Origin of the sequence: Dolichospermum sp. UHCC 0259, assembly GCF_009711935.1 — a bacterium.
Lineage (GTDB): Bacteria > Cyanobacteriota > Cyanobacteriia > Cyanobacteriales > Nostocaceae > Dolichospermum.
In genome coordinates this window covers 1-19655 of sequence record NZ_VIKX01000227.1, presented here as the reverse complement: position 1 = coordinate 19655, position 19655 = coordinate 1, and the positions used below count along the sequence as shown (strand labels likewise).

18 protein-coding genes are annotated in these 19655 nt (G+C 40.0%); 8 read left to right on the top strand and 10 right to left on the bottom strand.

Features of this window, described 5'->3' with window-relative positions; all coding sequences use genetic code 11:
• Position 1 precedes the first annotated feature (1 nt).
• A complete protein-coding gene (locus tag FJR05_RS19200) occupies positions 2-835 on the bottom strand; it encodes a carbohydrate ABC transporter permease (RefSeq protein ID WP_168645609.1) in 834 nt (277 codons plus the stop codon).
• Positions 836-945: 110 nt separating this feature from the next.
• Between FJR05_RS19200 and FJR05_RS19195 the strand changes: the two genes are divergently transcribed.
• Both FJR05_RS19195 and FJR05_RS19190 read left to right on the top strand, forming a co-directional pair.
• A complete protein-coding gene (locus FJR05_RS19195) occupies positions 946-1782 on the top strand; it encodes a D-alanyl-D-alanine carboxypeptidase family protein (protein ID WP_168645608.1) in 837 nt (278 codons plus the stop codon).
• Positions 1783-2623: 841 nt separating this feature from the next.
• Entirely contained in the window at positions 2624-3352 is a 729-nt protein-coding gene (locus tag FJR05_RS19190; RefSeq protein ID WP_168645607.1) for a hypothetical protein, read from the top strand.
• Positions 3353-3547: 195 nt separating this feature from the next.
• On the opposite strand, the gene FJR05_RS19185 is transcribed toward FJR05_RS19190, so the two are convergent.
• The 4 genes from FJR05_RS19185 to FJR05_RS19170 form a co-directional block, all read right to left on the bottom strand.
• Complete coding sequence (locus tag FJR05_RS19185) at positions 3548-4861, bottom strand: ABC transporter substrate-binding protein (RefSeq protein WP_168645606.1); 1314 nt, start codon at positions 4859-4861, stop codon at positions 3548-3550.
• A 109-nt stretch (positions 4862-4970) separates the two neighbouring features.
• A complete protein-coding gene (locus tag FJR05_RS19180) occupies positions 4971-5723 on the bottom strand; it encodes an MBL fold metallo-hydrolase (protein ID WP_168645605.1) in 753 nt (250 codons plus the stop codon).
• A gap of 130 nt (positions 5724-5853) precedes the next feature.
• A complete protein-coding gene (locus tag FJR05_RS19175) occupies positions 5854-6624 on the bottom strand; it encodes a circadian clock KaiB family protein (protein WP_168645604.1) in 771 nt (256 codons plus the stop codon).
• 46 nt (positions 6625-6670) lie between these two features.
• The gene (locus FJR05_RS19170) at positions 6671-7888 is read right to left on the bottom strand and encodes a type IV pilus twitching motility protein PilT (protein ID WP_168645603.1); all 1218 of its coding nucleotides are present in this window, start codon (positions 7886-7888) and stop codon (positions 6671-6673) included.
• 648 nt (positions 7889-8536) lie between these two features.
• Between FJR05_RS19170 and FJR05_RS19165 the strand changes: the two genes are divergently transcribed.
• Positions 8537-8911 (top strand): hypothetical protein, encoded by a 375-nt coding sequence (locus FJR05_RS19165; protein ID WP_027401875.1) that lies wholly within the window; start codon positions 8537-8539, stop codon positions 8909-8911.
• A 153-nt stretch (positions 8912-9064) separates the two neighbouring features.
• Here FJR05_RS19165 and opcA read toward each other — a convergent pair whose 3' ends face one another.
• The 3 genes from opcA to fbp all read right to left on the bottom strand — a co-directional run bounded on the left by opcA (position 9065) and on the right by fbp (position 13443).
• A complete protein-coding gene (gene opcA / locus FJR05_RS19160; RefSeq protein ID WP_168645602.1) occupies positions 9065-10438 on the bottom strand; it encodes a glucose-6-phosphate dehydrogenase assembly protein OpcA in 1374 nt (457 codons plus the stop codon).
• Between the two features lie 122 nt (positions 10439-10560).
• The gene (gene zwf, locus FJR05_RS19155) at positions 10561-12090 is read right to left on the bottom strand and encodes a glucose-6-phosphate dehydrogenase (protein ID WP_168645601.1); all 1530 of its coding nucleotides are present in this window, start codon (positions 12088-12090) and stop codon (positions 10561-10563) included.
• Positions 12091-12405: 315 nt separating this feature from the next.
• Positions 12406-13443 (bottom strand): class 1 fructose-bisphosphatase, encoded by a 1038-nt coding sequence (gene fbp, locus FJR05_RS19150; RefSeq protein WP_168645600.1) that lies wholly within the window; start codon positions 13441-13443, stop codon positions 12406-12408.
• 419 nt (positions 13444-13862) lie between these two features.
• Here fbp and FJR05_RS19145 point away from each other — a divergent pair, with 419 nt between their 5' ends.
• The 5 genes from FJR05_RS19145 to nblB all read left to right on the top strand — a co-directional run bounded on the left by FJR05_RS19145 (position 13863) and on the right by nblB (position 18223).
• Entirely contained in the window at positions 13863-14405 is a 543-nt protein-coding gene (locus tag FJR05_RS19145) for a hypothetical protein (protein ID WP_168645599.1), read from the top strand.
• Positions 14406-14727: 322 nt separating this feature from the next.
• A complete protein-coding gene (locus FJR05_RS19140) occupies positions 14728-15699 on the top strand; it encodes a GTP-binding protein (RefSeq protein ID WP_168645598.1) in 972 nt (323 codons plus the stop codon).
• A gap of 92 nt (positions 15700-15791) precedes the next feature.
• Positions 15792-16838 (top strand): WD40 repeat domain-containing protein, encoded by a 1047-nt coding sequence (locus FJR05_RS19135; RefSeq protein WP_168645597.1) that lies wholly within the window; start codon positions 15792-15794, stop codon positions 16836-16838.
• A 163-nt stretch (positions 16839-17001) separates the two neighbouring features.
• Positions 17002-17460: a CBS domain-containing protein gene (locus FJR05_RS19130; protein ID WP_168645596.1), complete on the top strand. Its 459-nt coding sequence runs from the start codon at positions 17002-17004 to the stop codon at positions 17458-17460.
• Positions 17461-17560: 100 nt separating this feature from the next.
• Positions 17561-18223, top strand: a complete 663-nt coding sequence (gene nblB, locus FJR05_RS19125) for a phycobilisome degradation protein NblB (protein WP_168645595.1) — start codon at positions 17561-17563, stop codon at positions 18221-18223.
• Positions 18224-18313: 90 nt separating this feature from the next.
• Here nblB and FJR05_RS19120 read toward each other — a convergent pair whose 3' ends face one another.
• Both FJR05_RS19120 and FJR05_RS19115 read right to left on the bottom strand, forming a co-directional pair.
• Positions 18314-18832, bottom strand: a complete 519-nt coding sequence (locus tag FJR05_RS19120; protein ID WP_168645594.1) for a DUF456 domain-containing protein — start codon at positions 18830-18832, stop codon at positions 18314-18316.
• 70 nt (positions 18833-18902) lie between these two features.
• Complete coding sequence (locus tag FJR05_RS19115; protein ID WP_168645593.1) at positions 18903-19544, bottom strand: cofactor assembly of complex C subunit B; 642 nt, start codon at positions 19542-19544, stop codon at positions 18903-18905.
• Positions 19545-19655: the final 111 nt, after the last annotated feature.

Sequence of the window (19655 nt, the reverse complement as noted above, 5' to 3'; positions counted from 1 at the left end):
TTTAGCCCTTAACTCCACTCCCCGTATCCGTAGGGACAATATATTTCTGTAAAAACAAAAATAATACTAACACTGGAGTAACAGAAATTACTGAACCAGCAGCTACCAACCGCCAATCTAAGGAAAATGTTCCCGCTAACTTAGCTACCCCTAATGGTAAAGTATATAAACTTTCATCCTGAATGACAATTAAAGGCCACAAAAAGTCACTCCAAGCACCAATAAAGACAAAAATAGCCAAAGTAATTAATGCTGGGCGAATAGCAGGTAGCATTACGCACCACCATAATCCTAACTCAGAACTGCCATCTAAGCGAGCCGCTTCCTCAATTTCTTTTGGCACACTCATTAAAGCCTGCCGGAGTAAAAATATACCAAAAGCAGATGCTAAACTCGGAAAAATTATCCCTAAGTAACTATTTCGCAATCCTAGTTGCACTGTTAAAATATACAAAGGAATCATGACAATTTGGAAAGGAATCATAATTGTGGACACAATAGCAATAAAAATCCCATTTCTGCCCACAAATGATAGTCTAGCCAAAGGGTAAGCTGCTAAGGAACAAAATAACAAATTTAAGCCCACTGTTAAGACTGATATTAGTATACTATTGTACAAATAAGTTCCAAAAGGTAAGGATTGCCAAACTCTGGAAAAGTTTTCTAATGTTGGTTGATTGGGTAATAATTGCGGTGGTGACTGCCAGATATTTTCCGTTGGTGATTTTAAAGCTGTACTGATTAGCCATAATAGCGGAAATAGCATCACCAATGCGATCGCTCCTAGTATTCCATAAATAACTAAAGTTTGGATGCGAGAGTTTTTAAAATTCATTATTTTGATAAAAATGATTAAACACAACAGTAATTAACCTAATAATACAAAAAAACGACTAGAATTCACGATATGATAAAATCGAAATTTTCAAGATAAGTAATATTTTCATGAAACTAGTTCTGAAAATAGCAGCATTTGTGACTATAATTATTTTTGTTAGTGTTAGCTTAGTCTCTATTCACAAAATTTCCCAAAATCAGTCAGCACAAACACCTCAAATCACACAAGACTGTGTAACTAACTCCGACGTACCTTGTCACAACTCAACAACATCTGTAAATACACAATTTATTCCCAATCAGCAATTAGATGATCAACAACGTTTCTTAGCAGTAACCGCCCAAAAAATCCCCACAATTCCCCAAATTGATACCTTTGAATATATTTTACTGCGTGCTTATGGGACAGTATTTATTAATCAAAAGCCAGGAATTAACTTACCACAAAAAGTAATTTTAGATAACGAATCAGAAACCCAATCTTTTCAGGATACAATCAGTATAGCTTTAGTCAATGACACACAAGAATGTTATTTACAAAAAACCGCCGCTGAAGCTTTAAATCAAGCCAAAAGTTTAGCAAATATTCCTTTAAAATCAGGGTACGCTGGCGATTGTCTTCGCAATTTTGCCACCAATTTAAGATTTTGGAACAAATATGCAAATAGCGAAACCTTGACGCGAGTAAAAACCGGAGAAGAAACAAAAATTCTCGGTTTAGTTGCCCCCCCCGGCACATCACAACATCTATGGGGATTAGCAATTGATTTACAAGTATCAACATCAGCCCAAAGACAAGCTTTAAATGAAAATGGCTGGTTTCAAACTGTACTTAGTGATCTTCCCCATTGGACTTATTTAGGCTGGAATGAAGATGACTTACCCAAATTTGGATTACAACAAAAAATTGTCCAAGGAATTAAATATTGGGTAACACCAATTTAGGAACGTAAATTTAATAATCTGCAATTCTGATTTAACCTGGAATGGTGCGTTACGCTGTCGCTCTAAGCGAAGCCATGCCCACAAGGGCTTTACACACCCTACTTTTGTACTTTATTTAATTCATAAGGATACCCAGTAAGTAGGAAAGTCTCCTGGTTGGCGACCAGGAAAAAAGTGTCACCCTAAGTCTCTGATTGACTCAGACCTGCTGAGTCATTTTTTATGGCTTAGTCAAAACTTCAGTAATTAAACAAAATCAAGATCCAAATTTTGATTTTTGGTGTTAAATGGTGAGTATTAACGAGATTTGTGAACTTGAGGTCAGTAACTCAGCCCTAAAGGGACTGAGCTTGTAAGAAATTGCAAGCTGTACTGACCAGTCTAAGTCTTAACTGACTACGTTTTTTGAGTCACGACACCCTGGAATGCGTAGCTAGTTCCCTGCTCTGTCATTTGCAATTAAACAGTTTTAAAGTCCCTGAAACAGTGTTGCAAGTCTAAAAAGCTCTTAAAACATTGACGTTCGCGGAGCGTGCCGGAGGCATTCAGCTAACATTACCCCAGAAATGGGAGGCTCTTCGGAGCAACACATTATGCGTACAGAGTTGGGAAATTTGAATCGGTAATTGTCCCGTTGAAAGTACACCACAAAAGTACCCCGAATTTACCAACTCCAAGGCGGTAATGAAAAATATTCAAGGCGGTTAAAACCGCACGAGCGGTCACTGAGCTTGTCGAAGTGTCCTTTCCCTCTCAGCACTGAAGTGTCTGAGTTTCCCACTTACCGGGTATTTTTATGATATCTAGATAGGTATCAATCTTAATTTATTGAGGAGTGAACATGAGTAATATTATTTTTCGTAAAAGTTGTTTAGCTTTACCAAGTCTTGTAGCTTTGGTAGTTTTAGGTAGCGGAGTTTCCGTAAATGCTCAGACCGTTGAACCGGAAACAATTGCCATCTCTAACAACCAAGTATCAATATCTACCGTTTCTACTGAAGAAATAACCAGTCGGACAATTACACCCGTACCAGGAACTGTAGAAACTTCATCAGTTATGCTCAATTCTGGTTCTACACAAGCTACCGAAAAAACAGAACCATCCAATCAAATAGCACAAAGTCCGATTGGCATAGGTAGAACCACTCGTGGTGGTAGTAGCTACATCGGTGTCGGTCTCAACGTTGGCGCTTCCGGTGGAACTTCAGCTTTGAGTGATGGTAATTTCACTGTTATCAGTAAAATTGGTTTGACCAAAACCTTATCAGTCAGACCCTCAGTAATACTAGGAACAGATACAACATTTCTTGCTCCTATTACTTACGACTTTGCTTTTAAATCACCAGATCAATTTACAGAACCTTTACCTATAGCTCCTTATATTGGACTAGGTGCAGCCATTAAAACAGGTGATCAATCTGACACTGAAGCTGCTTTGCTAGTTACGGGTGGTATAGACGTACCTCTCAATAGTAGATTAACCGCTACAGCCGCAGTCAACGCTGGATTTTTTGATCAAACTGATGTCGGAATTTTATTAGGAGTCGGTTATAACTTTACTGGTTTTTAGAAGCTAGGAGTCAGGAGTTCAGGAGTTCAGGAGTTTAGGAGTTTAGGAGTTTAGGAGTTTAGGAGTTTAGGAGTTTAGGAGTTTAGGAAGAAAGAAGATAATTTTCTCCCCTACTCCCCTACTCCTCTACTCCCCTACATCCCCTACATCCCCTACATCCCCTACATCCCCTACTCCCCTACATCCCCTACTCCCCTACTTAGGACTAACCTTATCAATCACCTTGATTTTGCCATCATCGCCCACAGTCCAAACATCATAAGTACCAATAACATCACCGTTAGCATCAACATCTACATCACCGCTTGCGCCTTGGTAATTAATTTGTTTGCCTTCTTTCAGCAGCTTCAATCCTTCACAAACATCGCTAACTGGTGTACCACTACCAGCGGAGACTTCCCGAATTTTACTAGAAATACCAGTCCCTGTATTGTCCTTAGCAGCTTGGGCAGCTAATACCAACAATGCCGCAGCATCCCAAGCTTGAGGTGCGTATTCTCCAGGAGAACCGCCTTTTTTCTCTTGCCAAAGTTTATTAAAGTTGTCTAAACCTTTACCACTAGAACCGGGAACTGTACCAATTGCCCCCGATAAAATATACTTACCATCACTACCTTTACCAACTTGGTCAGGGAAAGTAGGAGATTTTACGCCGTCTGTGAGTAAAATTTGTACACCTTTGGTGACACCTTGCTGATAAGCAGCTTTGAGAAATAAACTTCCAGTTTCCGCATATAAAACCCCTAAAACCGCATCTGGTTTCCCAGCAAAGGCAGCAGTTGCTTCTGTATCAAAAGTTTGGGCTTTGGGATCATAGCGAATAGGCTTATCTTTATTAATTACTGTTCCGCCTAATTTTTCAAAAGTTTCTACAAATGCTTTTTCAAAACCCACACCATAGTCATTGTTAATAACTACTGTGGAAACTCTTTTAAAACCTTTTTTCTTAGCAAGTTGGGCTAAAGCCAATGCTTGGTAGGTATCAGGAGGAGCAGTCCGCGCCCAAAAGCCCTGAAAGTCGCCTTTTTTAGCTTTGTCGGTAAATACGGGACTGGTGCTACCAGGAGAAATCAACATGACTTTGTTGGGTACAGCCACAGAAACCGCCGCAGTGGAAACGCTACTAGCAAAAGAACCAACTACGCCACCAACTTTATCTAAAGTTGCTAATTTGGTCATTCCCGCAGCACCGGCTTTAGGGTCTGTTTGGTCGTCTACTTGTACTAAAGTGACTTTTTCACCATTTACGCCCCCACAAGCGTTAACTGTTTCTACCAGTAAGGGAACTGAACCAACCATTTGTTGTCCAATGGAAGCTAAGTCACCTGTTGTGGGTAATAAACTCCCAATTTTCAATCCTTTGGTATCACTGGTTGTAGTTGTAGCGGTTGGGGAAGTGGTACTACTTCCAGTAGATGATGGGGGATTGGGATTTTCGCAAGCGGCTAATAAGAAACCACTGGCTAGGGTAGCTAGACTCAAGGCTAGGGAAACACGAATTTTTGCCATAGTTTATCACACTCCTCAGATATGGAAAAAACTTGACTTGGATATATCCACATCAAGTCTTTAAATCGTAATTGATAATACTCTGAAATTAGCTTTGATTGCGAACGAACTATAGAATAACTTTTTCACCGGGTTTAGGGGCGATTACCTTGGTTGTTAAATGATTTTTCTCTAACAATGTCTGAAATTCGGCTACAGTTCCCTTTTCTTGGAGGAATTGTACTAATAGTCCTGCAAACACAATATCCCCTCCGGCTGCGGTAGGGAGGATAAATTGAGGTTTTACGGATTTTGTCACTTCTAGGGCGCTGTTCATGCCTTTGATAATCGGACCGAGTACAGGTAATCCTAAATCAATGATTGGAGTAATTACTATATCAATGGATGCTAGTTCTTTGAGTTGGGGGGAATGATAGCCATGAGGTTCATAATACAGTGTGGAATTATTGGCTAAATTTTTAAGTAGATAACTATTTTCTAATAGGGTTGGTCCAATGGGAGAACCAGGAAAAGCTTTAATTTCTACATGATTATTTAAGGTGAAGGTTTCACCATGATTAAGACTAATGATTTGTTGATAACCCAGTTGTTTGACAACTTTGGCGGCATTGGGGGAAGCGACAACAGGGATATTTTTATTAAGTTGCTTTAATGTGGGTGGGTGTGCGTGATCTTCTAAGCCTTGAGAAAGCAAAATTAAGTTTATATTATCTGGTATTGACCGATCCTGAGAACGAGAACCTTTAAATAACCAATCTAAATTATTAAAGGTTAAATCACCAATTAACCAAGGGTCAATGAGTATTCGTTGTTCACCAATTTCAATTAACCAACTATTACTATCTAACCAAGTAAGGTTCATATTTACAAAAATCCTAAGTTTTCAATTTTTAATATTTGATCCTTTACCAACCTAATCAAACATTCTTCCTTCTTCCTTCTTCCTCGGTGACTCCTGACTGGGCGCAGGCCCTGCGCCCCTACCTCCTGACTCATTGTCCCGCTAACATTTGTAAAAGTTTGTCCATATTATCTAAATTACCAACCATGCGCCGAATGGGATGAGGCCAAACTTTAACTAAAGTAGGAGTAGCGGAAACTTGATCAATTTCTGCTTGTTCTGGATTTGTGAGGACATCAATAACTTTGAGAGTATAAGGATATCCTAGCGATCGCTCTAAGGATTCGTGCAAGTTCTGTAAAATTTTTTCTGTAGTCGCACTATGACCAGCCACAAACAAGCGCAAAACAAAGCCTGGAGGTGCTTGAATATTGTGTAGCACAGGTTGTCTATTGACAACTGGTGGCTGGGATTGCGAGGGAGAATCAGCCAAATCCAAACGCACAATTAAATCATGATCTTGCCAAAGTTGAGGAAATGTCGAACGATAAGTTGATAATACCAAGCGATCGCACAAACCATCCTGCCAAGGTGCTGATTGCCACACCAAATCCCCCGTCCCAAAAATCGCATTCAATACAGCCTGATGCCTCATCACCGCCGGATAAGCTTCCACAAAAATTTGTACTTGTTGAGTCCGAGGATTTAACCAGTGATCAATAGTTGCAGTATAACAAGGCACTAAAAAATGTGGCGGCTCCGGTAAATCAAGAATTTCCTGCAAAGCCGCACATAAATTTAAATGCCATCGTCCTTGCTTACTAGGGTCAATACAATAAATCAAATCCCCTCCAGGCGTAAACAAGGCAATACCCTTGAACAACTGGGGTTTAGAAAGTTTGTCTAGATTCAACTTACTCACAGATGTTTAGGACTTCAAGAACAGGGAACAACTAACAACTGACCCATTAAACACGACCTCGGAGGAATTGCGCCATTTCGTTAGGAGTTGGCGACATTTCCAACGCCGTTTCCTCAGTAATCCGACCTTCTTGGTAAAGATTGAGCAATGACTGATTCATTGTCACCATGCCATCAAAACCAGCTTGTTTCATTAACTCCGCAATCTCATCATACTTGCCATCCTTCACCCATTCCTTAACAGCCTCAGTATTAATAAGAATATCGTGGAAAGCCGCCCGTTTACCATCTGTAGTTCGGCACAAACCTTGAGCAATCACCGCTACTAAAGATTCCGCAACCGCTATCCGCATAGCTTCCTGTTCTTCACCCGAATACAAATTGAGAATCCGTTCAATAGTTTTTACCGCACTATTCGTGTGCAGAGTTCCCATCACCAAGTGACCCGTTTGTGCCGCCTTCAGTGCCGTATTCACCGTTTCCTTATCCCGCATTTCCCCCACCAGAATTAAATCTGGATCTTCCCGCAAAGCTGCTTTCAAAGCATTATCAAACTTACGAGTGTGCATTCCCACCTCCCGCTGTTTCACCAAAGACTTACGGCTTTGATGGACAAATTCCACCGGGTCCTCAATCGTAATAATATGTTTAGCCATCTCCCGATTGATATAATCAACCATCGCTGCCATTGTCGTAGACTTACCCGAACCAGTAGGACCCGTTACCAAAACTAAACCCTTGTGATGGTGACAAATATCTCTAAACACAGGTGGTAAACGCAACTGCTCCATAGATAGAATTTTGAGAGGAATCAACCGCAGTACCATTGCATAACCACGCAGTGAATCAAACACATTAATCCGCACACGGGCAAAATCGTACTGAGTCGCACCATCAAATTCTAAATGTTCTTGAAACCTTTGAATTTCCGAATCAGAGAGAATTTCCCGCAACCACCGCATAAAAGTCGGTTTATCAGCTTCAGGATAATTTGTCGTCAGAATTTCCCCCCGGTTACGGAAGCGGGGAATTTCCCCCACCCCTAAGTGAATATCAGAATAACCCTCATCAAAAGCTTCCTGAACAAGCTGCGCCAAAGTCCGTCCTCCAGGTTCATTTGTTGACCCATTTGAATTGGGCAATATTGGTGGTGGTGTAGTAATTATTGGCGGTGCTGGTGCATTCATTTCTAAATTTGCCACTTGAGGCTGTACTTTTGCCTTTGGTAAAGGTGGCGGCATTCTAAATGTTTGTGATTCTGTCATATATCTTCACCTTTGTTAATTAGTAATTGATTATTCGTAAGTCGTCAGTTGTCAGTTGTTAGTTGTCAGTCGTCAGTTGTCAGTAGCAAATATTTTCCCTTTGCTCCCTGCCCCCTGCCTCCTGTCTCTGTTATGCAGTCTTTCTAGTCGGTTATTCACCAACATACATATTTTTTAACACATACTGATTATCCTTGATTTTCCGTAAAATTTACGTAACATATCAGTAACTAATAATATTAAGTAATTTAGGGTAGAGAAACGAGTGAAAGTGACGAAAGTTCAGAATTACCCACTACCCATAGCCTATTTTTTATCACCTCTTGATAAATTATGAGAAATCATATCGTTTTCCATAAGAAATGTTAAGCATCTGGGCAATCAGATTGCCGGGATCAATATCTGCTTCTCATCTACCATTAGACCCTATATCTCAAGGCATATACCATAACTCCTTCCCTTACCTGTGGGTATATGTGAATTATCATTCATAACTAGAAAAAATCAACTGTAAACTTTAGTAAAGAAATGCTCATTTTGGGGCTAAGGTTTTATATACTAAATTTCACTGAAACAAAATTCAGTTAATTCGCTTTCGAGTGATAAAAAACTGAAATTTAAACTTGCTGTGTATTAGGAGGAAAAGTCATGGTTTCGGCTCAAAGCTCTAATCTAGTTCGGACCCACTCCTTGTTAATGATGAGAAGCTTTTTAATCTGGACATTTACTTTGGCAGTGTGCTTGTTAGTTGTTGGTTTTCCATTGGTTGTATTAATGGCTACAGTCGGCTGCTTGCTATCCATTGTTTTGCAATCTGTGATGCCTGCTAGTGCCGTGTTAATTGTGGCAGGTGGCTTAGTAACGTTTAATGTCATGGCAGTATTAATTGCTGCTGGAGTGCTAACAGCTAAAGGTATTCATCCTAAGCAAATAAAATGGTTAAATTGGTTACATGATGAAGCTGAAAAAACCCAAACCACTGTTTATGCAGCTTGTCCTTTAACTTGTGAAATCAACCAATAATTATCATGAGCTAACACTTGACAAACAGGACATCTGCCCGGTTCAGCCGGGTTTTTTAATGTTTAAAAAAGGGAACAGGGAACAGGCAAGAGTATTACCCATTACCCATTACCCATTACCCATTACCCATTACCCATTACCCATTACCATCAACTATTTTCCTAACTTAATAGTGTTACCAATTGCAGTTAGACTGTCCTCAAATAAAGCTTCACGTCCCCAGCGTTGCACCTGTTGACTCAACAAAGCCTCTGCCTTTTGTTCCGAAAGAGAAGTAACCTGTTGGAACAAACCAGACGACTGAGCGCCACCATGAGTTTCCATTCGCATACAACCGCCAGTTTCCGAACAAATCACAGTTCCACAATTAGCTTGAATATTAGTAGAACTCAAGCGCAAACCAATTAAATCACCGACAATCTCCCCAATATCAGCAATGGGAACACCTGCTAACTCAACTTCTATGTGTTTTTGGTCTTGAGACAGGAATTGAATAGAAGTGATATCATAATCACCGTTTTCCTGTTTATAGGAAACTGGCTGCCATTCTAAACGATTCGCTAACCAACCCAAATACAACAATGCTTGAGCAGCATTACCTTTTTCGTAATCAATATTGACACGATCAATTTCCTTGAGCGCAGCGCGTCTAATCGGCGCATCAAAAGCTTGTGCTGTCAACTCCTGCCATGCTGACAACCGCCGCCAATTTAAATCAGCCAAAGGTACACCAGTTTCTACCAAATGTTGTAAGCTGACTAAATCATCTTCTGGTGTATTAAAGTTGCAAGAATCAACAATGACATTGTTGCAAACTGCGGCTAATCGTTTAAACAAAGGGTTAGCCGCATCCGGTGTAGCTTTCCACCACAGGAACTTAGGTAAACCACCAATCAATAAAGCGGGAATCATGCCCCCAATGCGTTCTAACGCCGCAGCAGTACCAGTAAGCGTAATATATTCACAGCAAACAAGAGTGCTAGAAGACTGCTTTTGAATGGGACAATAGGCAGAAACTTGAGCTTTTACCCCTTCATCATCCCCAGCTATAGGACATAAAGCAATGATTCGGCAGGGATTACGGATAGCTATTTCGTCCGCAATAGTAGGACTGGTAGGACTGAAAGTATAGCCCTTGGCTGCACCATGATTATCTCCGTTTGGTCCGGTGTGCTGCTTTTGGAAATATTCTTGCCGCAAAGCAGTGAGAGTTTCTGGTGTTGCACTACCAGTTTCTGGAAGATGATGCTTTTTTTGTAATTCCTGCAATGCTGTTTTTGTTTGCGGTCCCAAAATGCCATCAATAGGACCCTTATAAAAACCTGTTGCAGTTAACAAATACTGGGTTTCTTCAGGTTCGTAAACCACCAAAGTAAATGTTGTGGCGCGGGTAGCAGCGGGTAAACCACCGTCTTCTCCCTGAATACCGTAACTTTGCCAAACTTTAGTAAGTTCTACTTCAATTTCGGTGAGGGAAACATCCTTGGGCGCTTGCAAAGAATAAATTGTTGGTGCTTGGGAAATCATATTTGTCAGTTGTCAGTTGTTCTTTGTCAGTTGTTTTTTGTCAGTTGTCAGTTGTTCTTTGTCAGTTGTCAGTTGTTCTTTGTTGTTTTGCTACTGACCAATGACCAATGACTAATGACTAATTAAAGTCTGCGCCAGCGGCGACCGTCTTGGTTAATTAATAATTCGGCCTCTTCTGGTTCCCAAGTACCTGCTTCATACTGAGGAACGGTTGCTGGATCTGCGGGTAAATCCCATACAGATAGGGCTGGTGTAACTACTTGCCAAGCGGCTTCTACTTCATCTGCTCTTGTAAATAGAGTTTGGTCGCCCATCATACAATCAAGAAAGAGGCGGTCATAGGCATCAGAAGTAGCTGTAATTCCAAAAGAACCATAGCTGAAATCCATATCTACGGAACGAGTACGGAAATCGCCACCGGGCATTTTTACATCAAACCGGAGGGAAATACCTTCATTAGGTTGTATCCGCATGGTCAAAACGTTGGGGTTAGCTTGCTGGGATGCGGAGGGGAACATTCTGGAAGGAACTTCGCGGAAGTGAATAGCAATTTCACTAACTTTTTTGGGCATCCGCTTGCCAGTTCTCAGGTAGAAAGGAACACCTTTCCAACGCCAATTATCTACTAAAAATTTCATCGCCACATAGGTAGGGGTGGTAGATTCAGGATTAACTCCTGGTTCATTTCGATACCCTTCTACCTGTTGTCCTTTCATCCAGCCTGCACTGTACTGTCCACGAATTGCTGATTTTGATAAATCATGAACATTAGCCAAACGTGTAGCTCGTAGCACTTTAACTTTTTCTGTACGGATACTATCAGCATCCATAGCGTTAGGCGCTTCCATTGCTGTTAAACAATAAAGCTGCATCAGGTGGTTTTGCAACATATCCCGGAGTGCGCCGGCGCTTTCATAATAGCCAGCCCGGTCTTCAACGCCTACGGTTTCGGCTACGGTGATTTGTACGTGGTCAACAAATTGCCGATTCCACAAAGGTTCAAAGATGGCATTGGCAAACCGGAACACTAATAAGTTTTGGACTGTTTCTTTACCTAAGTAGTGATCAATGCGATAGACTTGATTTTCTTTACAAACCTTCTGGACTACTTGGTTAAGGTTTTGAGCGGAGGCTAAATCACGTCCAAAGGGTTTTTCGATGACTAAACGATGTTTTTCGGCATCATCTAACATTCCGGCTAACCCTAGTTGTTTGATAGCTTCGGGGAAGAAGTTGGGGGCAACGGAAAGGTAGAACATCCGGTTTCCGCGTGTTCCCCGTTTTTCGTCTAGTTCAGCTAATAGGGTTTTGAGTTTTTGGTAGCCGGCTGGGTCGTCTATGTTCCCTGGGCAGTAAAATAAACCTTGAGAAAAGTCTTGCCAAAGTTCGCCTAGTTCTACACTGGCATGAGCTTCTTCCATGCCTTTTTGCATTTGTTCACGGAAGTATTCATGACTCCATTCTCGACGGGCTACGCCTACAATGGTGGTTTCTGCGGGAATCCGTCTTTCTCTCCGCAGTTTGTATAGTGCTGGGACTAGTTTCCGCCAGGTTAAGTCTCCAGAAGCACCAAAGATGACAATTATTTGTGGTTCGGGCATCCCTTGCTGCTGTAGACCGGCACGCAATGGATTTTCTAACAAACTGACCATAGGATTTTAGATTTTAGATTTTAGATTTGGGATTTGAATTGGGGTTTAGGTTCTAATCTTTGCCAATTACCCCAATTTCCTCTACAGGTGAGAATAGCTTGATTTTGCCTTTTAAAGAGTTCATGAATGACACAGAAAAGACACGGATTGATTGTTGCAGGTATATGGGGTACAGAATTAGAATTCAGAATCCAGAATTTAGAATCCAGAATCCAGGGAATAAGGGTTGAAATTAGCAAAAACCTATCACTTGACCAGATTCAAGACTATTCTTCTCTTCTTCTAATTCTTCCTCCTGACTCCTGACTCCTAGCCCTAATTATCTGTTTTGAGAAAAGACATGACTTTGGCTACGTTTTCTTTACTACCAATAATTAATGGGGTGCGTTGGTGCAGTTTGGTGGGAATGACATCTAAAATATCCATTGTTCCTGTGGTTGCTACACCCCCAGCTTGCTCAATTAAAAATGCTAAAGGGGCGGTTTCATAAAGTAACCGTAATTTACCTTCTGGTTTTTGTAGTGTTCCTGGGTAAAGAAATACTCCACCTTGTAATAAGATTCTGTGAATATCGCTGACCATTGCGCCACTGTAACGGGAACTATAGCCTTCGGTGCGATGAACATAACGGATATATTCTCGATAAGGTTCTTCCCATTGCCAGAAGTTACCGTCATTAACGCTATAGGTGGCGGCGTGATTGGGCATTTTGATATTTTCTTGACAGAGAATAAATTCACCCAGGCTAGGATCAAGGATGAAGGAATGTACTCCTGTACCTATGGTGTAAACCAGCATGGTGCTAGGTCCATAAAGAATATATCCGGCGGCTAATTGTTTGCGACCATTGGTAAGTAAATCTTTGGCTTCACCATCTAAGTCTGCTCCTTCTTGCTGACGAATGGCAAAGATAGAACCTAAACTGAGGTTGTTATCTGTGTTGGATGAGCCGTCAATGGGGTCATAAAGTAGGGTATAACGACCGATGGGGCAGTTTTCGGCGATGTAGTAGGGTTTTTCCATTTCTTCGGAAGCGAGACGACAGACTAAGCCGCTTTGGTTGAAGACGGAAATAAATACTTCGTTGGCGTAAACATCCATTTTTTTGACGGATTCTCCTTGGACGTTGACTTCTCCAGTGAATCCGAGAACTCCTTCCATTAAACCGGCGCGACTCAAGCGACGGGCAACTAATTTACCCGCTAAAGCGATGCGGTTCATGAGCGCACTTAAATCCTGGGCATCGGGGCCAAAACTCTGTAGTTGTTGGAGGATGTGGCGGGATAATGTTGTACAATCACGATCTAAAGCTTTATCTGTGGACAAATCCAAAGATTCTGATTCTTGAGTCATATTAGTTTTTCCCTAGCAGTTGGCTATGAGGTCGTGTTTATTTATGGCGATTTGCGATCGCTGCTTCTATCTTAGAAAGGGATTTTCATAACTTAGACGTGATTTTAGATAAACTAAAGAATTCAAAGATTAAGTAGATGTGCCAATTGAGGATTGAGATCACATCGAGGTGGGGGAGAATCATCAAATCCATGAATTTATCTGTGTTTATCTGCGTTTATCTGCGGTCAATTGTTCTTATTTAATGGTTATGATAAAATAGATCCGCAATTTATGAACGATAGCGAAGCGCGACCTAGTAATAGTCTAAAATTAGGGTAGTTATGAGCGATCGCAAAGCGCGTAAGTTCTAACTTGTCAGTTCGCCAAAATAAAATTAGTTACTATAAATATAGCTAACTTCATTTTCAATAACTACCATGACCACAAATGCTATTTTTCGCTTATCCCCCATTATTCGCATCACATTATTAACATTATATATAGCTTTAACAATTCCTTTACCTATTTTAGCTAAATTTACTTCTGCTTCTGTTTCTCCATCATTGTTAATCATAGGAATTATCGCCGGTTTTGTGATTTTATATGCTGTACTTTCTGAAAGAGTGATAGCAGATGAGGAAAAAATTCAAGTCACTTATCCAATGTGGATACCACGCTTTTTCCTTCCTGGTTGGTCATTGCTTTGGTCGGATATTAAAGATTTAAAACCACGTACTACTGGTCAAGGAGGATTGGTATATTATTTTGTCAGTCATGATGGTAAAGGTTATTTATTACCCATGCGTATAGCTGGTTTATCTCGGTTACTCAAGATGGTTCAAGAAAAAACTAATATTAATACACATGATGTTAACCCTTTCTCACAACCTTGGATGTATATCATTTTATTTGGTTGTACTTTATTATTGCTTTTAGTGGATATTTGGACTATTACCAATAGTATGAGCGCTCTTCCGTAGGTTGGTTTGAAGCATGAAACCCAACGGCTTCTCGTTTTTTCACTGACCTTATCTCAACGATTGAGGTGGTGATCTCTGTGTTAAGGTTGTCTAATGATATTCAAAAATATGGCAAAATGTTCTCTATTCTCTCTTTTACTAGTAATTTAGCATAATAAGTATCGAAAAGCCAAACATTTTTATCTTGACATTCAATCTTGGTGACTTCTAAGCTATTATTTGGACACTACAAGACGGCGAATAGCTTGAAAACCTACCTCTAAACTGTTTGCACTCCGTCTTGGCTAATACTCTGTTCCTGAAATAAGTAAACGGATAAACTATGATGACTTTAGAAACATTCAATTCAGTACCAGTAACCGTTTTAACTGGCTATTTAGGCGCGGGTAAAACTACATTATTAAATCATATTCTTACCTACGAACATGGTAAAAAAGTTGCCGTTATTGTTAACGAGTTTGGTGAAGTAGGTATTGATAATCAATTGGTAATTGATGCAGATGAAGAAATATTTGAAATGAATAATGGCTGTATTTGTTGTACAGTTCGCGGTGATTTAATTCGCATTATTGGCAATTTAATGAAACGCCGAGATAAATTTGATCATTTAGTAATTGAAACTACTGGTTTAGCAGATCCTGCACCTGTAATTCAAACGTTTTTTGTTGATGAAGATCTACAAAGTCAATTGTCATTAGATGCAGTAGTCACAGTTGTTGATTCTAAACATATTTGGCAACATTGGGAAGCGGACGAAGCTCAAGAACAAATTGCTTTCGCAGATGTAATTTTGTTGAATAAAACTGATTTGGTAACACCGGAAGTTTTAGATGAATTAGAAACTCGCATTCGCTCAATGAATGCAATGGCAAAAATATACCGCACCCATAATTCTGAATTAGCAATGTCAGCTTTATTAGGAGTGCAAGCATTTGATTTAGATCATGCTTTAGAAATTGATCCTAATTTCTTAGGAGAAGATGCTCACGTCCATGATGAAAGTGTCTATTCTGTAGCGATAGTATCAGAAGGGACGATCAATGGTGAAAAATTAAATGCCTGGATGACAGAGTTACTCAGAAATCAAGGTCTAGATATTTTCAGAATGAAAGGAATTTTAAATATCGAAAATGAAGATAATCGCTTTGTTTTCCAAGGTGTACATATGATATTTGATGGTAAAGCAGATAGACCTTGGAAAGTAAATGAAACTCGCAAAAATGAACTTGTATTTATTGGTAGAAATTTGGATGAAGCCCAATTAAAAGCAGACTTTTTTGCTTGTATGAGTTAGATAGAAAAAAGAGGGACAAAGGGACAAAGAGGGCGGGGAGACCCCGCCCCTACAGGTTTGGCGAATTGCTGTAAAAATAAAATATCAAAATTATGAACTTAACAACTAATAAATCTCCAGAATTTACAAAATATTATTCCACAAAACTTGCAGATTATGTCACCGCTTTGGCTTGGTCTGCTGATGGTGAAATACTGGCGGCTAGTTCGGCTGCTGGAGAAGTTGTTTTATGGGAAAATGGCGAATTAACTACTTTACAAACAGCGACAGATAAAGCAGTAAATTGTTTGGCTTTTTCCCACGATGGTAAATATTTGGCGATTGGTGGACAAGATGGAAATGTGAAAATTTGGTGCGAAAATAAATTAATTAGCACTTTAGAAAATGCTCCGATTTGGGTTGACCAATTAGCATGGAGTTATACTAATAACCAATTAGCTTTTAGTTTGGGTCGTTATGTGCAAATTTGGGATGCAGACATATCAGAAGTTGTTGCAACTCTCAACTTTAATGATTCCTCTATTTTGGGAATTGATTGGCGCAAAGATGGCAAATATTTGGCTATTAACGGATATAAAGGCATAAAAATTTGGTCTAGTCAAGATTGGGATGATGAACCATTTATCCTGCCTCTGTCTACCGTTAGTACAGCAATGGCTTGGTCTGATGATGGTAAATATTTGGCATCTGGAAACATGGATCGGACTCTGACTGTTTTACAATGGGAACATCCTGATCCTTGGATGATGCGGGGTTTTCCAGGGAAAATTCGTCATTTAGCTTGGTCAGAGATAAAAACTCCTTCAGATGCGCCAATTTTGGCTGTTTCTAGCGTTGATGGCATAGTAGCATGGGAGAAGTCGGTAGATGAATCTGTAGGCTGGGAGGCGCAAGTATTAACTAATCATCTGGATATTATTAATGCGATCGCTTTTGCACCCCAAAGTTTTATTCTCGCTTCTGCTGGTGCTGACGGTTGGCTATGTTTGTGGAATGAACACAAGGAAGTTTCACAGATTTTTACTGACACTAAAGCCGGGGTTTCTACTCTATCTTGGCATCCCCAAGGACAATTATTAGCCGCTGGTGGTGAACAAGGTGAATTAATAATTTGGTCCACTTCTAGAGAGAATATTTAAGTTCATATCCTCAATTACAGTGGCATTAATAAAAGTCCTTTTTCACCAAAAACAACATTGATTTTTAAGATGAAAAGTAACAATCTATTAACAGGATTTATTTATCACCGATAATTTTCTACAATGGTTAAAAAGACTTTTATAAATGGTGCAAGTTAAAAAAATGTCTAAAACTGTTGCTGAAGTGATGAGTCGTGATCCTATCCTCGTCCATCCTCAAACTCCCTTAAAAGAAGCTATCCAAATTTTGGCAGAAAAACGAATTAGCGGTTTACCTGTAATTGATGACGCAGGTAAATTAGTGGGAATTATTTCCGAAACAGACTTGATGTGGCAAGAAACTGGTGTGACTCCTCCTGCATATATTATGATTTTGGATAGTGTGATTTATTTACAAAATCCTGGTGCGTATGAACGAGATTTACATAAAGCTTTAGGACAAACTGTAGGGGAAGTGATGAGTAAAAATCCCCTGACTATTTCTCCTGATAAACCATTAAGAGAAGCGGCAAAATTAATCCAAGATCATAAAGTTCACCGTCTCCCAGTCCTTGACAGCGTGGGTAGGGTAATTGGTATTCTAACTCGTGGTGATATTGTTCGCACTATGGCTGCTGAGTAGGGATTGGGGACTGGGGATTGGGGACTGGGGACTTGGAAGAAAGTAACTAACTACTAATTACCAATTACCAATTACCATTTTCAAAATTTAGGATAATTAAATGAGTGTATCTGCTGATAGTATAAAAGAGTTACTGCGTTCTGACAATTTAGGTGATCGCTTGCGTGCAGTTAACCAAATTCGGGATCTAGAACCACAAATCGCTTTAGAATTAGTCCAAATTGCCATTCAGGATAAAAGTGCGCGTGTCCGTTATGCTGCTGTAAGTCAAATGGATACCCTGGGAACACAGGATTTACCATTATCCTTGACTATCTTACGGGGTTTACTACATGATCCTGAAGCAGATGTACAAGCCGCCGCCGCAGACTGTTTAGGTGCGCTAAAATTACATGACGCTTTTGAAGACTTAAAAAAGCTTTACCAAGAAACACCAGAATGGCTAGTCCAGTTTAGCATTATTGCGACCTTGGGAGAATTAGGAGATCCACGAGCCTTTGAATTACTTACCCAAGCAGTTGCCTCCGATAATGGTTTAATTCAAACTGCGGCCATTAGTTCTTTCGGTGAATTGGGAGATCCAAAAGCAGTTCCTCTTTTAGTTCCATACAGCACTAATCCAGATTGGCAAGTACGTTATAGAGTTGTGCAAGCCTTAACTCGTCTTGGTAGTGATGAAGCTAAATCTATTCTAGAAACTTTGGTAAATGACGAAGTAGAAGCTATATCTAAAGAAGCAAAAGCTGGTTTACAGTTAGTTTAATTTAGCAGTTGCGTTTATTAACTCAAGCGCAACTAATCACCTAAGTTATCTAAATAACCTGATTCTTGATTGATATACAAACTTTGATCATTAACCACCATAAACCTGTGGCCAAGTCGTCAATAAAAATACTATCACCGCACTGATAGCTAAAACACCTTGAATCAAATTCCCCACAACTGTTCCCACAGTAATACCTATCCCAGCTTTCACCGCAGGCCATAATCGTCTTTGATAAAGGAACTCACCCACAATTGCACCAAGCAAGGGTCCAAATAAAATTCCTAACAATGGTCCACCAAAAGGTAAAGCAGGTAGTAATCCAAAGAATCCCAGTAATAAACCCACAAACGCGCCAATTTGTCCCCACTTACTAGCACCGGCTTGTTTTGCTCCGATGTAACCAGCGAGGAAATCAACACCCATACTCAGAAGTAAAACAATGATTGTCACAATCAGGGGAATTTTGATAGCTGCAAAGGAATTACTCACGATTCCCCAAATAATAATAGATATTAAAATCAAGCTACTTCCAGGTATTGCTGGAACTACAGCACCAATAATCCCCACAAACATCACAGCCACTAAGAGTAAATAAATAATTTGCATAATTATTGTCAGAATCAGGATGTCCAGGATTAAAGGATGAACAGGATGAAGACAGGGATTTTATTACCAATTACCAATTACCAAGGGTTACAGCTAATTTATCAGCAATTCCCCCAATCCAGTTTTCATCTTGTTTAGTATAACTGCGGGGAGCATTTGCCGCTAAAATTAAAACCCCTTCTTTGCCAATAGGTTGACAAATTACACCTTGTGTGTTTTCTGGTAAATAATCAAATTCGATTTTACCAGGATAGACATACAAAGCCACTAAATAAATTGGCTTTTGTGTTTCTAATACTTTTTTTAAAATTATTCCTGGGACTACTTCCGATTTAGCAACCAGAATCCCACGACGTAATAAAACTTTACCTTGATAGTAAACTATGAGCGATCGCGTGACTGTATTTGTTAATAATAACCGCGATGCCCAGGCTAATTCTATTTTCGCGGCTTCTGGTAAATCTGCTGCTAAAAAGAATCCCTCTTCCCCAATCAATTCTACTGTCTCAGGTGTACGTGGCTGTACCTGTTGCCAAATTAAACCAGTTAAAATTAACACCGCGCTCAAAATCACCCCCAGCACATCTCCTCGCGCTTGAGAGTTTGTCAGTTCCGGTGTTAACAACCGATTCATTAACAAAAGCACAGCACCTAAACCCCCAACAACTAAGGGTAAACGTCGTAAAACTCGATTAGGATCTGATTTGGTCATTGGTCATTGGTCATTGGTCATTGGTCATTGGTCATTGGAAAAATTCTTTCTCCCCCTACTTCCCCAACTCCCCCCACTTCCCCAACTCTAAAGGCATAAAAATTTGGTCTA

Coding starts and splice junctions, on each gene's coding strand:
- FJR05_RS19145 (WP_168645599.1), top strand. CDS start 13,863: ATGACCACAAATGCTATTTTTCGCTTATCCCCCATTATTCGCATCACA.
- nblB (WP_168645595.1), top strand. CDS start 17,561: ATGAGTGTATCTGCTGATAGTATAAAAGAGTTACTGCGTTCTGACAAT.
- FJR05_RS19180 (WP_168645605.1), bottom strand. CDS start 5,723: ATGAACCTTACTTGGTTAGATAGTAATAGTTGGTTAATTGAAATTGGT.
- FJR05_RS19135 (WP_168645597.1), top strand. CDS start 15,792: ATGAACTTAACAACTAATAAATCTCCAGAATTTACAAAATATTATTCC.
- fbp (WP_168645600.1), bottom strand. CDS start 13,443: ATGACTCAAGAATCAGAATCTTTGGATTTGTCCACAGATAAAGCTTTA.
- FJR05_RS19200 (WP_168645609.1), bottom strand. CDS start 835: ATGAATTTTAAAAACTCTCGCATCCAAACTTTAGTTATTTATGGAATA.
- opcA (WP_168645602.1), bottom strand. CDS start 10,438: ATGATTTCCCAAGCACCAACAATTTATTCTTTGCAAGCGCCCAAGGAT.
- FJR05_RS19195 (WP_168645608.1), top strand. CDS start 946: ATGAAACTAGTTCTGAAAATAGCAGCATTTGTGACTATAATTATTTTT.
- FJR05_RS19190 (WP_168645607.1), top strand. CDS start 2,624: ATGAGTAATATTATTTTTCGTAAAAGTTGTTTAGCTTTACCAAGTCTT.
- FJR05_RS19115 (WP_168645593.1), bottom strand. CDS start 19,544: ATGACCAAATCAGATCCTAATCGAGTTTTACGACGTTTACCCTTAGTT.
- FJR05_RS19130 (WP_168645596.1), top strand. CDS start 17,002: ATGTCTAAAACTGTTGCTGAAGTGATGAGTCGTGATCCTATCCTCGTC.
- zwf (WP_168645601.1), bottom strand. CDS start 12,090: ATGGTCAGTTTGTTAGAAAATCCATTGCGTGCCGGTCTACAGCAGCAA.
- FJR05_RS19185 (WP_168645606.1), bottom strand. CDS start 4,861: ATGGCAAAAATTCGTGTTTCCCTAGCCTTGAGTCTAGCTACCCTAGCC.
- FJR05_RS19120 (WP_168645594.1), bottom strand. CDS start 18,832: ATGCAAATTATTTATTTACTCTTAGTGGCTGTGATGTTTGTGGGGATT.
- FJR05_RS19140 (WP_168645598.1), top strand. CDS start 14,728: ATGATGACTTTAGAAACATTCAATTCAGTACCAGTAACCGTTTTAACT.
- FJR05_RS19170 (WP_168645603.1), bottom strand. CDS start 7,888: ATGACAGAATCACAAACATTTAGAATGCCGCCACCTTTACCAAAGGCA.
- FJR05_RS19165 (WP_027401875.1), top strand. CDS start 8,537: ATGGTTTCGGCTCAAAGCTCTAATCTAGTTCGGACCCACTCCTTGTTA.